This window comes from Paenibacillus sp. J22FR83, from assembly GCF_059691955.1.
This window is the reverse complement of sequence record NZ_JCAUAM010000022.1, coordinates 49,477-65,312: the sequence shown is the minus strand read 5'-3', so window position 1 is coordinate 65,312 and position 15,836 is coordinate 49,477. Positions and strand designations below refer to the sequence as shown.

6 protein-coding genes are annotated in these 15,836 nt (G+C 50.7%); all 6 read left to right on the top strand.

Features of this window, described 5'->3' with window-relative positions; all coding sequences use genetic code 11:
- Positions 1-13 precede the first annotated feature (13 nt).
- Positions 14-2,338, top strand: a complete 2,325-nt coding sequence (locus tag AC58PV_RS30010) for a helix-turn-helix transcriptional regulator (RefSeq protein WP_497436514.1) — start codon at positions 14-16, stop codon at positions 2,336-2,338.
- 51 nt (positions 2,339-2,389) lie between these two features.
- Positions 2,390-3,172: an alpha/beta hydrolase gene (locus tag AC58PV_RS30005; protein ID WP_497436513.1), complete on the top strand. Its 783-nt coding sequence runs from the start codon at positions 2,390-2,392 to the stop codon at positions 3,170-3,172.
- A gap of 420 nt (positions 3,173-3,592) precedes the next feature.
- Positions 3,593-5,581 (top strand): hypothetical protein, encoded by a 1,989-nt coding sequence (locus AC58PV_RS30000; RefSeq protein WP_497436511.1) that lies wholly within the window; start codon positions 3,593-3,595, stop codon positions 5,579-5,581.
- A gap of 53 nt (positions 5,582-5,634) precedes the next feature.
- Positions 5,635-6,684, top strand: a complete 1,050-nt coding sequence (locus AC58PV_RS29995; RefSeq protein ID WP_497436510.1) for a peptidyl-prolyl cis-trans isomerase — start codon at positions 5,635-5,637, stop codon at positions 6,682-6,684.
- A gap of 57 nt (positions 6,685-6,741) precedes the next feature.
- Complete coding sequence (locus AC58PV_RS29990; RefSeq protein ID WP_497436509.1) at positions 6,742-8,457, top strand: sialate O-acetylesterase; 1,716 nt, start codon at positions 6,742-6,744, stop codon at positions 8,455-8,457.
- A gap of 215 nt (positions 8,458-8,672) precedes the next feature.
- Complete coding sequence (locus tag AC58PV_RS29985) at positions 8,673-15,593, top strand: Ig-like domain-containing protein (protein WP_497436508.1); 6,921 nt, start codon at positions 8,673-8,675, stop codon at positions 15,591-15,593.
- The last annotated feature ends 243 nt before the right edge of the window (positions 15,594-15,836 follow it).

Below are 15,836 nucleotides of genomic sequence, written 5' to 3'. Positions count from 1 at the left end.
AGGAACCCGGAACATGTGGAAAAAGAGAAAGGGCCGGATATTCTGGAAATATTTCTCGAGCTACATCATTTTGATCTTACTGCCTGCCATTTCCGCGTGTTTCCTGATCTATACGTACATGGTAAGCATGATGGACAGCGAGGTCGAGAAGTCGGATCTCCTTATGCTGCAAAGCTTCTCGCAAAGCACGGACAAAATGCTGTTCAATCTGCGAGAAGATATGGTTCAGCTGGCAGGCTCCTATTTCGTGAGTAAGTTCAGCGAATACGGAGCAAGTCCGCAATCGGTTGACCAGGTGGAGCGAGTAGATACGATCAAAGAAATCTACCGGGAGCTGACAACAATCGAGAACGCCTATCAGCTCAGCCATGCGTTTCTGTATTTCCCGGAACAACAGCTTGTCATTGATAAGAACGGCGTGTCTCCTAAGGACACGTTTTTCACTTATCGCCATGTGTACAAGGGATTGTCCGCAGCGGATCTAACTAAGTTGTTCACAGGTAAACATCGGATGACGTTCACCCCTAAGCTGAATATTCAGCGTTATGATATTTTGAACAGAGAGGTGGCGGCTTCTTATCCAGCCGTCAGCCTGTTAATGAGCTATCCGATCGCCTCCGACACACCGGAGGTGTATCTGGTCGCGGATATTCAAGGACAGTCGTTGCAATCCGTCATTACGTTGGAGGCAGATCTCGGCAAAGATACGGCTATTCTAGACGTAGCGAATCATTCCGTGATTGCGATGACGCCTGGCTATTCGGAGCAGGATGTCCTGCAGGTGGAAGGTCTGGTCGCTGCTAATGAACGCGGATCAGGCATCGTCGAATTGGGAGGAACGAAGGTTCACGTTTCTTATGTCAGCTCGCGGTTGAACGATTGGTACTACGTGACGCTAACGGAGCTGGCCGAGCTGCGGAAGTCCGCCAATCTGATGCGGACGGCCTCGATCTGGTTTTTGCTTGGCTTTACGGTCATCGGGTTGGTGGTTTCCGGGTTCTTAAGCCGCCGGATGGCATCGCCGATTTACCGCATCAAATCGAAGTTCGAGCTCATGCCCGAATACAAGCAGGACGTGCCGGACGGAGCGCAAGACGAACTGCATATGATCTCGAAATGGTCCAATCATTTATTGAATCGAAGTAGTGAGATGGAGGTCACGCTGCGAGCGGTGGAGCCGATTATTCATGAGCATTTTGTCGGGAAGATTGTGACCGGGGAGTGGCGAAATCCCTATCTCGTTCAGCAGTACGCGAAAGAGATTGGCTTTAATTTATATGAAAACGCACCCAAATGCGTGTTGATTATCGAGCTACTCTATGATGTGAACACGCATCGGACAACGAGCGTCAGCGAGAAGACGCTGCATAGCACAGAGCTGCGCAGCAAAATTGCAGCTGCTTTACCCGGGCGAATCTGGTTCACGCAGCCGACGGAAACCCAGCTTGTCTGCGTTATTCGGTTGATGCCGGAAGGAGGCAGCGGCGCAGAGGAAGCGCTGCTTATCCAGGAGATCTTGCAGTCGTTCGCGGTCTATTCCCGCAGCGTCATCTCGGTTGGGGCTGTCGCTTTGGAGCCTCATCAGTTGTACGAATCGTACTGCCAAGCGGCAGACCTTTTAGAGAACAAGCCAGTATCGCAGCTGGAGCATATCTTGACGGGCGAAGGCTTGAAGCATGAGCGAAGCTCTTTTGACGGCTGTCTGACCCAACAAGAGCTAAGCCGAATCACGAATCTAGTCAAGAGCATGGATCGTTCTGGTCTTGTCCGTTATTGTTGTGAGCTGCTGGACGACAGCGTTCGGAAGCAGTATACGCTGAAGGAGACGAAAGAGCTGGCTCGGGATATGTTGAACGCTTTTATCCGGGAAGGAAGCATGGCTGCTGGCGTCGAAGTCAATTTGGAGACGTATCCGGCGCTGCTTGAGCAGTTATCCATGTGCGTGGAACTGGAGGAGTTCAAGCTCGTCTTCTCAGAAGCTTGCGGAAAGATGCTGTCTGAAGCGGAGAGCAAGGAAGAACGCTCGTTGTTGCTGGAGCAGGTGACTTCGTATATCCACGAGCACTACGCGGAGAATCTCGGGCTCGAGCAGTTCGCACGCCAGCTTGGCATGTCCATGGGTCATTTTAGCCGCATCTTCAAGGACTATACGTCGGAGAAGTTCGTCGATTATGTCGCCAAGGTCAGACTGAATAAAGCCAAGGAACTGCTGAAGGAAACGGAACTGAACATGGAGGAGGTTGCGGGGCGAGTCGGTTTTATTTCCGCAACTTCGTTTATTACGACGTTCAAGAAGTATGAAGGCATTACACCGGGGAAATTCCGGATGCTTGATTAGTTGGTAAGGCAGTTACAATAAATGAAATAAGTTGATCTGAGGTGAAAGGCAATGCAAGTACGCTATGATGTTAGTTATTGCATAGAGATGCCAGAGACGCGTGTGTTGGATCTATTTCTGCCTGAGGAGAATAAGAACGGCACCGCTATTCTGTTCATTCATGGCGGCGGATGGGCCAAGGGAGACAAGAAACAGTTCCACGATGTGGCAGCTTGGTTCGCGGAGCACGGATTCGTCTGTGCCTCGATGAAGTATCGGCTGAGCACAGAGAAGCCGTATCCCGCCGCTTTGGAAGACGCGAGGCTGGCGATGCAGTATATGCGCGTTCATGCCGACGAATTAGGATTCGATCCCGCGAAAATAGCGTCGGCTGGATCGTCGGCAGGCGGCTACTTGGCCGCCATGCTGGCGCTGATTCAGCCGGATGACGAGCTAGGAAGAACGGCCGAGCTGGTTATGACGGATACACGTCCGAACGCAGTTGCCCTCTATTGTCCAGTGACGACGCTGCATGTCGATAAGGAGTTCGTCTTGAAGTTTATGGTGGTCCCTGAATCGGACGCAACCGATCTGTATCGGGAAGGATCGCCGATTGACCGCATATCGGAAGGCGCACCGCCCTTCATCATTATGCAAGGTGATGAAGATAATACGACGCCATTAGCGGAAGTGCGTGCTTTTGCCGAAAAGCTGATTGAGGCGGGCTCGCGTGCTGAGGTGGTTGCTTTGCCAGGCGTGAAGCACGGCTTCGGCTATGGCATTACATCAGATGCGCAGCAGCAGTCCATTCAGTCGATTCTAGCGTTTCTTCAAAAAGAGTTTGCGCTAGGTTGAGGGGCAATTTAATTAATCGATAAGCCAGAGTAAATGATAGTCCGATTTTACCCAATTCGAGCGTTTGAGCGAGTTTTTAACAAACTTGCGCTCCAATTAGGTGGATTCGGGCTATTTATGCATTTTTGGCCTGAACCACTGTGTTTTCTTATTTTTGAACGGCTTTGCAAATTTGCGTAGAACCCGCTGTCGTTGGGATTGCAAGAAAACAATGCCTCCAAAAAATCGAAGATTTACATAAGATTCCGGCTATCGCTATGATGGGGCTAACCGGGTTCGTGCTGCAAAAATGGGCGCAAAGCGGTATCTGTCTGTTACCCGAATTTTAGAAGAGGGTGGTGGTTCGTATTTTGGTAGCGCTATCATCTCGCGAGGAGATGTAGCGCAATGGCTTTTATAATCGCTGAGGAGGTTATTTGTTTGTTCAAACACCGTTTATGGACCCATCTGGTACTTAGCCTATCCTTATCCTTCATCTCACTGGCAGGAGCCCTGTCCATTCCTAAGCCGGCTGAAGCGGCAGGTACGACCTTTTACGTAGATGCCTCCAGACCCGATGACAGCGGGAATGGCACAAGCATGGCAACGGCTTGGAAGTCACTGACCAAGGTCAACAGCGTCACATTCCAGCCTGGCGATACCATTTTGTTCAAAGCTGGCGGCATATGGACCGGTCAGCTGCATCCAGGCGGATCGGGAAGTGCGGCAGGAGGCGCGATTTCGATCGACATGTATGGTACGGGGAACAAACCGATTATCGATGGAAATGGAATGACGGGGCAGGGTGTCGTCTTTTTCTCCAATCAGCAGTACTGGGAAATCAATAATCTGGATATCACCAATGACGCGTTGGCGGAGGGCGATCGCAGAGGGATCGAAATCATAGCTGATACATCTGGGACGATCAATCATTTTTATATCCGGAACAATATTATTCATGACATTGAAGGTTCGGTAGGAGGCACACTCACGAATAAGAAGACGGCTGCCATCTATTTCGAAGGCCAGTCGGAGATGACGCAGTTTAACGATATCGTGATTGAGAATAATGTGATTCACGACGTGAAGAATCAAGGTATTGTAACGAATAACTCGGCTATCGATTTCAGTGCAGACGAGTATTACCCCGGGGAGTCAGGCTGGAATAACGTCAAATATTCGAATTTGGCTATCCGCAGTAATACGATTTACAACATTTCCAAGAATGCGATGATTATCCGGCTTGCCGACGGTGGCGTCGTCGAGTATAACGTCGCACACGATACGGCGACAGGCACGACGGGGAACACCATGTTTACAAGGAGTTCCAGAAATACGGTGCTTCAATACAATGAAGGCTATTTGAACAAGAGTCCGGGAGTTGACGGCAATATGTACGATCCCGACCTCAGGAGTCCAGGCACAGTGTGGCAGTACAGCTATAGCCATGATAACAATCATGGATTGATCTGGTTCTGCACGGATCCGGAGGACAGTGGTCTGATTGTCCGATACAACATCAGCCAGAACGACAAGGGTAATCTGGTTTACATCAATTATGCTTTTACAGGAGCCTCGATCTATAACAATACGTTCTTTATAGGCTCGGGACTGTCCCCGACGATTATTAGGGAAAATCCAGCCAATGCGCATACGTACTCTTTTGACAATAACCTGATTTACAACAATAGCTCTACGGCTTCCTATGTATTTGCTTCAAGCGGAACGACGCGCTCACTCGACTCGAATACGTTCTACGGACAGCATCCAGCGAGCGAACCTTCATCAAGTGTGGATACCCATAAGCTTACTTCGAATCCTCTGCTTGTAGGCCCTGGTACGGGAGGCATTGGACTCAATGGGGTGGATTGTTATAAGCTGCTTGCCGGATCGCCGGCGATTGGAAGCGGGAAAGTGATTTCCGGTAACGGAGGAAGGGATTATTGGGGCAATACTGTATCGGCGACTGCTGCACCTAATCGCGGAGCATACGGGGGAGCTGGGGTGACGTACAGCGGTTTTACCCGCCAGACGGAAGATCTGCTGTTGTCCGGAAGTACAGGTGAGAGACATATTTCCTTTGCGGATACGGCTTGCAGCGGAGGGCGGTGTACCAAATTTTCGTCTGATGGGGTTGGCGATAATGTCATCTATGGAATCAATATTCCTCAGCCCGGCACTTATAACGTGAAGGTAGGCGTGAAGAAGCTGAACGATCGCGCTAAATTCCAATTGTCAGGTGCGGGGAGCCCCATTGGTACGGAGCAGGATTTGTATTCGGCAACTTCTTCCGTAGTTGAGCTGAATATCGGTAACGTAACCTATAATCAAGCTGGGGATAAGGGGTTGAAGTTTACGGTAACTGGGAAAAATGCGGCAAGCTCGGACTATATTTTATCGTTTGACTATGTTGTGCTTACTAAGCAGTGATAAGTGACTATGGACGATAGGACGAGATGCGGTTGAAGAGGGAGAAGAAAGCGATGAATGGTAAACAACTGGTGAAAAAGCGGCTTGCAGGCTGGCTCTTGGCAAGTGTTCTGCTTATGGGAGGAGCAGTGACAGTGGCGTTGCTTACTGGTTTTCAGGACGATAGTCTGGGCCGCATCAACGACTCGTTGGTGGACCGCAGAGAGTTTGCCTTGCTTCTATCCCAGCAGCGATCACAGACCGTCCGATATTATAAAAAGCAGTACAACGCCGCTGTTAACGAGACGTTCTGGACGACTGCCTATGAGGGTGTAATACCATCGGATTATGCCAAACAAGCAGCGCTGGACCAGCTGACGGAATACCGGGTTCAGCAGCAGCTTGCGCAAAGCTATGGACTGGACGTATCGGCAGATTATGGACAATTTCTGCAGCGTCTGCGGGAGGAGAACGAACGGCGCAAGGCGCTGCTGCAAACTGGAAGCCCAATCTACGGACCTGCCCAGTATAGCGAATGGGGCTTTTATGATTATGCCCATTCTAACTTGGTGATTAAGCTAAAGGAAAAGCTGCTGGAAAGCGGAGGGGGCCCCACAGAAGATGAGTTGCAACAGTTATATGAGGAGCACAAAGATAATCTGTATCGGATACCGGATGAAGTAACTGTGAATGTCATGTCTTTTCCGCTTGGTGACGGGAATCGAGCTGTGGACGCGATGTCCATGCTGGCTGACGGCGTTTCGTTCACGCAAGTGCAGAGCGAGCTTTCGCCCTATGTGATGAAACGTCGAGCGGACGGGGAAGGTATCCTACTTGGAGGAACCGGAACGGAGGATCGGTCCGAAGCAGAGGAACGTCTATTGAAGGCGGCGCTTCAGTTGGAAGAAGGGGAGGCGTTACGTATGAATTTTGCCAATTATGTGGCTGTCATTCAGCTTGTCAGTAAAACGGATCACCAATACCTCCCTTTCGATAAGGTTAAGGACGCGATTCTTCGCGAATGGACTGACCAATGGTTTAAGAAGCATATCGAGCAATTAAAGAAGCAAGCGAAGGTTGAGCTGAATTACAGGAATTTCCGGAGTGTAAACGCTGCTGAATGATAGGTGCAATGATGTGAAAACAAGACTTTGAAACGGAGGCAATAAATGAGGCGACGAATGATCAAAAAACTTTTACATGCTGTATGCTTGGTTATTTTAAGTTTGGGGATACTTCCACTCGCACCCGGACTTTCGGGGAGTGCGCAAGCTGCGGGCACGAATCTGGCACTGGGCAAATCCGCTACGATCAACCAAGGTGGCACACTGGGCAGCACGTCGGCCAGCTTGATGACCGATGGGGATTCCGCCACGATGTGGAGGTCCTATGATGTTGGTACACCCGCCACACTTACGGCGCAGGTGACGGTTGACCTGGGCAGCGTGCAGTCGTTCAACAAGATCGTGCTGACCGAGTACAAGCAGAAAGCTGTTCAACTGACGGTGGACATATCGGTCGACAATACGCAGTGGACGCAAGTGTATACGAATTCGTTCACTGCGACGGGTTCCACCAACCGGGTCACCGATATGCAGCTAGGTAGTCAATCGGCGAGATATATCCGGATTTCAGCCCCTGATGCTCTTTATGCATTTGGTATTTATGAGCTTGAAGTATACGGAGGCAATTTGGCGCTGGGCAAAATAGTCACGATCAATCAGGGCGGCACATTCAGCACCAATGCAGCCGTCAACATAACGGACGGCGATTCTGCCACGATGTGGAGAACCTATGCAGAAGGCAGCCCATCGTCTTTATCGGCACAGGTGACATTGGATTTAGGCAGCCAGCAGCTATTCAATACGATTGTTTTGACTGAATATAAACAAAAAGCGGTCCAGCTGATCGTGGACATTTCGGATAACCAGACGGATTGGAATCAAGTCTATACGCGTACGTTTACCAACACCGGAACGACCAACCGTGAGACGACGATTGCTGTAGACAATTTGACCGCTCGTTATATTCGGATTACAGCACCTAATGCCATCTATGCGTTCGGCTTGTATGAACTGGAGGTCTACAACGCTGCGAGCCCACCTTCTAATCCGAACGGAAGCATGATTGTGCATACGGGCCTATACGGGGGAGCGGCTCAAACCGTCACAGCGGCCAAAGCAGACTTTCACCTGTATCTATTTATCGGGCAGTCGAATATGTCCGGCAGGGCGCCGGTGGAATCACAAGATTTGTCGGTGATCAGTCGAGCGTATTTGTTTAACGGTTTGAATCAATGGGAGGAGGCGAAGCCCGGTCTCGTGACCAACCGTCCTTCCCTAACGGGGACACAAGGATTTAATCGATATTCTTCCGTTGAAGAGAGCACGAAAGTGAACGGCTTGAACGTCGCGAGTGAATTTGCCAAGGCGATTACGCTGAGCAACTCGCAAATCAGGGTCGGTATTATTTCCAATGCTAGAGGCGGGACGAGTATTGCAGAATGGCAAAAAGGAACCGGGACGGGTCTATACGAGGAAGCGGTGAGAAGGACGAAAGAAGCGATGAAGACGGGAACGTTGAAAGGGATCATTTGGCATCAAGGGGAATCGGATCAGTCGAAAGCCAACACCACCTATATGAGCAGCCTTCAGCAGCTAGTCGGCGATTTGAGGGCCGATTTGGGTACTGCGTCTGTACCTTTTGTTGCTGGCCAATTGCTGCCGACAAAAAGCGCTGATTTTAACCAAATGATTACAACGATTCCACAGTACATTGCCAATTCGTATTGGGTTTCCAATGCAGGCACGGTTTCAATCGGTGACGGATCGCACTTTAACGCGACGAGCCAAAGGCTGCTTGGCCAGCGGTATGCGGATGAAATTTTGAATCCATAGCAAAAGGTTACGAGGCTGCTCCGTTGGGGTAGCTTCTTTATAGTTATCTGATGGAAGACGATTATGCTAACGAAGGCATGCAAAAAGTCGAAAATGAGGAATGGAATGTCATATTATTGGAGCCCACCAGAAGAAATCATCGACTATACTGAAAAAGCTTCACAGAAAGCGCTTTCTTTCTTGGAGTAATACCAGTATCTAGGGGGAGAGGGAATTTGATTAAGAGTTTACGGCAGATATTCGCATTTATCCTCATCACAGCGCTCTTATGCAGCGCCATTCCGTGGGGGAAGGCACATGCTTTGGAGAAAAGCGAGGAACCTGGATTGTTAGCTTGGTACAAGCTAGATTCGCCTTATGAACTTAACGGCAAGAACGTGGCAGAGGATTCATCGGGCAATGGTCATCATTCAATCAGTGCAAGCGGCACTTGGGCTGGGGATGGCGGGGTGTACGGCGGAGCTTTATCGTTTAACGGCACCTCCGATCTAATTCAGTTGAACCTGGGTTCGGATCCGGCGGGATCGTATCTGAAGGACGCCTTCACGGAGCATTCCGCTTCGTTATGGTTTAAAGCGGGCGATACGCAAAAGCTGCAGGTGCTGTATGAACGCGGAGGCAATGCATCTGGCATGGCCATTCAATTAAACGCGAACAAACTGGAGGCCGCCATTGCAAGCGCAGACGTGAGGGGAACGGTGTCGGTGGATTTTACGAATACCACCGCTTGGCACCATGTGATGGTTACGTTCAACAACGGCGTGTTCACACTGTTTTTGGATGGGAAAGTCGCCGCCACGAAAACCGTGCCGTTTACGAAAGTGAACACGGCGCTTAACGAAGCGGCGATCGGCGCCAAATTTGCGGTCTATGCCTTCGGTGGAGACAGCCAGACGGGAGCGTGGTTCAACGGAATGATCGATAATGTGCGATTGTACAATAAAGCGGTTACACCGTCGATCGAAGCGACTGGAGTCAGCGTGAGCAAGCGACGGTTGACCACGACGGTCGGCGAGGCTGTTTACCTTGACGCTGCTCTCCAGCCAGCAATCGCGACGAATCGCAATGTCACTTGGACATCTAGTGATGAATCAGTCGTGACGCTCGCTGTTTATGGTTCAGGACAAGCGGCTATTGAAGGTAAAAAAGCCGGAAGCGCAATTGTAACCGTGACAACGGAGGATGGAAATTATACGGCGGCAAGTGCTGTCACCGTTCTTCCGGCGCGGATCTCCATGCCTTTTGAGGGAATGGCGGCCTGGTATAAGTTGGACGCGCCATTCAGTTCTAACGGCAAGCAAGTGGCAGAGGATTCCTCCGGCAACGCGCATCATTCTGTAAGCGCTATCGGAGCATGGCTGCCGGATGGCGGTATTGACGGAGGCGCCTTCTCCTTTAATGGATTGACAGGTATCATTCAGCTCAATACGAGCACGGTCCCTTTCCTGCGGGATGAGTTCTCCGCATTCACCGCTGCGATGTGGTTCAAACCGGCAGATTTGAACACTCGACAGGTGTTGTTCGAGCGTGGAGGCAATGGAGCAGGACTAGCGATTCAAATCAATGCCGGCAAGCTAGAGGCAGCGATTGTGAATAACAAGCCTGCCATTGATCGCGTCATGCTTTCCACCGCGTTGACGGGGGCAGACGAGTGGCATCACGTTGCTGTCTCTTATGGCAACAAATCCTTTAAGTTGTTCCTGGACGGACAATTGGCGAAAGAAACCGCGACGTCGTTCGATAAAGTTCCCACTGCGGCCAACGAAGCGGCGATCGGTGCGAGATTCGGTGTTGACGCCTTTGAAGGGCCGGCAACTGGGGCTTATTTTAACGGGATTATCGATGATGTCCGATTGTACAATGGGGCTGTCGAGCCTATCTTGGGTGCCGTCCACCCAGAAAGCGTCAGTTTGGATCGGATTGCGGTCACGGTTGGGGCCGGCCTTACGCAGGAGTTGACTGCGACGGTTTTCCCGAAACACGCAACGAATCAAGATCTGATCTGGACGTCCAGCAATGAAGCCATTGCGAAGGTGGTGTCAAAGGACGGTCTGAAAGCAGCTGTGCAAGGGGTATCGGTAGGTACGGCGACCATCACCGTCACGACGGTCGATGGGACATACTCGGCGCAGAGCAGTGTGACCGTTGAGAATATTCCAGTAGCGGAGGTCGGTCTTACACCAGCGGCTGCAGAGATGCTGATAGGAACGACGCAGACCCTAACAGCGACATTTACACCGACGAATGCAACGAACCAGAAGGTGAATTGGTCTTCTGACAATCCGACGATCGCATCGGTGAACGAAACGGGCGTCGTTACGGCACTTCAGCCAGGTACAGCGACTATTACCGTAACGACAGTAGATGGCGCTCATACGGCTACAGCGGTGGTGACAGTGAAGGGAATCCCGGTTTTGACCATCTCTCCCAATCACTCGAAAGTGGAGTTAGCGCTGGGGGGGACGCAAATGTTGGCAGCCGTCATCTGGCCTAAGAACGCGACGAATAAGAATGTATCCTGGTCAACTTCCGATACTTCTGTTGCAACAGTTGATGGGAACGGTTGGGTGACAGCTGTTGGATTGGGCAGTGCGTCCATTACGGTAACATCGGAGGACGGAGGCTTCTCGGCAAGCAGTGAAATTACAGTAAGCACTTCCGCCATTGAGAAAGTAGATAACTTGTTCAGAGTCTATTCGGGGTCCGAGCTTGGCAAGAAGGCTACCCTCTATGACGGAACGATTGAGAAGTATAATGGCTACTACTATGCGTTGGGAACCGGAACTTTGGGGAACGTGTATCGCTCAAAGGATATGATTCACTGGGAAAGTCCGTATCGGTTAATTTCGAATGATCCGAGTACGATGCCCCCTACGGTGACGCCATCTGACCACAACGAATTAGGCGCATCCGATTTGTTCTTCCACAATGGGGTGATGTACTATATCTACAATGGTACCTCATTGCTCTACGGGGACCCAAGCAAGATGAATACTTCGCCTAACTTCGAGTACGCCCTCAAGGATAAAAAGTTTGATGATGGGATTGACCCTCAATTATTCGTTGCGCACAACGGAGATTTAATCTTGCTGCGCAAGGTAAATCCGGACGAGGTGGACCCGAATACCGGGGCAGCCAAGCCGGCGAATGCCGGTGCATGGCTCTGGAACGTGCAATCCTTCTTCAATGAGAAGGGCAATCCGGGCCGAAGCAAAGCGATTGAAACGGTTCATACACAGAAGGGTCACTGGGCCAATGTGAACTTCGTCAATTTTGAAGGACCGGAGTTATTTTACCATAATGGCGAGTATTACATGCTGTATGTCGGCAATCAGATGTTCCCGGAAACAGGACTTTATGAGACCGGGGTGGCGCAAGCCGACAGTTATGATAAAATCACGAATGATTCCAAATACCCGGGCAAGCTGCTGGCACGTAATATTGAGGGGCTGCTCCTGAAATACAACGTCATCCTGCCGACTGCTGAGCACGGCAGCCAGCCCTATCAATATAGCTTCACTGCCCCTGGGGCGGGCTGGAACACGATTGGCGCTGCGACAAATGGTTGGATGAGCGGGGAGGGCGGTTTCGGCTGGCCGGATACGAGAACGGGGAAGATCCCGACCATTTTCAATAATGGGAAAACGGCGCCATCCGAGATTTGGGCGCACCCGAGCGGTCAAGCCTCCATGTGGGCGAAACGCTCCTTCCACTTGGATACTGTGCCGGAAACCACGGCCCTGCGCTACCGTCTGGAAGGGTATGGCAAGCTGTATGTGAACGGCAAAGAGTTCTTCACATTCGGTGGTCAGCAGCGAGCCTACAAGATGGTCGAGATTCCTGCCGATTTGCTGCAAGCTGGGGACAATGTGATCGCTGTAGAGATCAGTAAAAAAGGCTGGGCTGCCTTGAATTACTACCATCTGGATTTTGGTCTGTATGATACGAACGGGCATCCTGTGGAACCCGACATTATCGGACCATCGCAACCGAATATGATTAAGGGACCAAATGGTTTTGAGGATTGGGTCACCTATAAAGCTTTTTGGAACAGTGATGAAGGGCAAGGGAAGGATCGTGTCTACTTTTGGGATCAAGAGATGGTCGTTGACGGACCAACCTCCTATGATTCGGAAGGCATTCATCCGGAGGCATGGACACCAACGTTCCAAGATAGGTTCGATTCTGAAGCCAGCTTGTCCCATTATGGAATTTCGAGCGCCGAAGGCGTATCGATCGATAACGAGACATTGTATGTTAACGCGCCTAGCGAATCGAAACAGGTGCTGCTGAACGGATACGAAGCGGAAAATGTATTTGTGGAAGCCAATCTACGATTTGATGACAAGGATTTTGGAGATGAGGGGCAAGCAGGTATTGTTCCCTGGCATCAGGATGAGAATAACTACGTAAATGTATGGATTGACCGCAATGACCGGAAACTTATCGTCCAGTCCCGCATCGGTGGTGTTTCTCAAAGCGCGGTCACAGATTTGCCGTCGACGTTTGCCTTCCTGTCCGATGACCCGCGTGTGAAAGACTTTGCGGAGCAATATCATACGCTCAGGGTATACAAGAACGGGTCCAAATTGTTTGCGGAGTTGGATCACTACACCCTTAACGACGACAAGCCTGTGTTCGAGCATCAGGCGATGGCAGTTCGGGGTCAAATTGGTTTGATCAGCAACAAGGCAAATGTTCGCATGGATAACGTGACCGTGACGACCGGTTGGCGTGAATATGGGAAGTACATCAACGGTTGGGATAACGCTTGGTCGGTATCCGAGAAAGGGTTGCAGTCCCCTGCGGCAGGGGAAGCGCTCACGTTCAAGGGCGATCGAACGCTCGGGCATGAATTTTCGGTTAATGTGAACACAGGAGCGCTGCCAGACAATGGGAAGGCGGGCGTCATTCTCGAGTATGTCGACGACCAGAACTACGTGACGGCGAGTACGAATTACGCCACGAACCAGTTCGAGCTGCGCAAGGTTGTGAATGGCCAGGAGGAAATCATCGCTGCCGCTCCAACGGCGCGAGATACGATCTATGGACACAGCAACTATGCAGAAAATGGCCAGCGCGAGTATGTGTACGATTTGCGTGGGGAAACGAAAGTTTCGTCGGCGAAAATTCTGTGGTTCAATGGTCTATTCTCGTATATGAACAAGAACTTTGAACTGCCGCAGTCGAATTCGGCAGATTTCAAATTCGACAGTCAGAAGGACGGTTGGAATGCGGTGCCGTTCACGTATCAGGATAAGGGAAGAGGCGACTATCATATCGCCGACTTTAGTGCGCCAGTAAAAACCGGGCAACTTCGACTGAGCGTGCCTTCAGATTTGAATCGCCCGTTCTCCTTCGCCCTTCGCGAAGAGATCAGTGCGCAAAACTTCTATAAGGTGGTTCGGTCAAAGGGGAAAATCTACGTCTGGGTGAACAACGGTCTGATCTTTGATGCAGAGGATCCTTTTGAAAATAGACTCGCACAGGCAGGTCTTTATTCAGATGGGATTCAGGCGACATACAACGCCTTTACGGGCTTCGACGTATCGGGACAACTTCCCAAGAGTGAGGAAGGGAATGCTTCCCTGGGCGTGAAAGCGGAGGTGACTGGCCAAGCTGGCAGCAACGGATGGTACGTTTCGGACGTACAGGTCACTTTGCGTCCGGAAGGCGAAAGCATAGATCATGCCAACATGTTCTACAGCTTGGATGAGGGAGACACTTGGCTCGCGTACAGCGATCCGATCGCGATTTCAGCGGAGGGATACCATGAGCTTCGCTATTACGCTGACGATGGTGCGGGACATATAACGGAGACCGTAAAATTGACGATCAACATAGATAAGACAGCGCCAGTTATCACGTTAAATGGACTGTCCGATGTGACTGTTCCCGTAGGTGGTGCCTATAGCGAGCAAGGCGCAACGGCAACCGATAATATAGGTCCTGTGGGTGAAATTAGAGTGATAGGTGAAGTCCAAACAAGCACGGTAGGCACATATACGCTGCGATACCATGTTTCTGACCAAGCGGGGAACGCTGCTAAGGAAGTGGTACGCAAGGTGACGGTCGCTGCGGAAGGGAATTCATCCGAAAGCGAGGGTCCTGCTAACGAAGGTAACCAATCTGTGGGAACCCCTGGCGGAGTAAGCACTGCGCCAGTCTCTGAGAGTAAGGAACAGCAAACGGATGTGAGCCCGGACGTCCGCACGCAGTTGGAGCTGGAAGGCGGAGTCAAGCTGCAAATTCCTGCGGGCGCTGTGTCTTCGAAGGGAACGATTCGTATCTCAGTCGTCGAGCCTGACCAGGTTCCTGCGAGTGGCGATCTTCAATTGATCAGTCGGATTTTCGAACTGTCCAGTACGACTGGCGATCGGTTTTCATTACCACTTGAGCTTTCCTTCGTCTACGAAGCTAAACAAGTGAAGCCGGGGAGCCAACCGGCTGTGTACTATTATCATGAAAGCCAGAAGCGTTGGATCTTCATCGGCGGAATCGTAACTGAAGGCGGAACGATCCAAGTGAATGTCGATCACTTCACGAAGTTCGCTGTCTTTTCCTATGAACCGGCAGAGATGAAAGATATGCCGAATCATTGGGCAGCAGACTACGTTCGTCGTCTCGCAGGGATGAATGTCGCTGCTGGATACCCGGACGGAAGCTTTCTCCCTGACGCAACCGTAACGAGGTCCGAATTTGCTAAGATGCTGGTTATGGCCTTAGGGATTGAACCATCTTCGCGTGACACGAACTTCTCGGATAAAGCGGATATCCCTTCTTGGGCGAAGCCGCACATCGTGGCCGCAGTGGCGGCGGGCCTGATTCAAGGTTACGAGGAAGCCGGCGCGGCTAGCTTCAAAGGCGAACTCACCGTGACGAGAGCGGAAGCTGCCGTGATGACGGCAAGAGCTTTGCAGCTTTATGGGCACGGTACTGCCGGCTCGACGAGCACAACACCGAGCCTGAAAGATGCCTCGGACATTCCGTCCTGGGCGAAACCATCAATCGAGAAGGCTCTATCATCGGGCATCTTGAATGGTTACGAGGATGGCAGTTTCCGCGCGGGCCAAACCACGACGAGAGGCGAAGCAGCAGCTATGATTTATAAATTGCTGGCCGCTTTGGGTATTTAGCATCTGGCACCACACAGAGACCATTTCCATGAAGGAGATGGTCTCTGATTTTTGACTATACATGTAATGGGAAATAACAAGGTATATCCAAAATTTCATGTACCCTATTAATGAGACAATCCACCTTGTTCATACCTTATTAAAAAGGATGAAGGTGATGGCACATATGAAGGTAAAAGATAAACAAATAATCTTTTTTTACACAATAAAAGGCTCTACAATAAAAAGGGTTATTCTATTGGA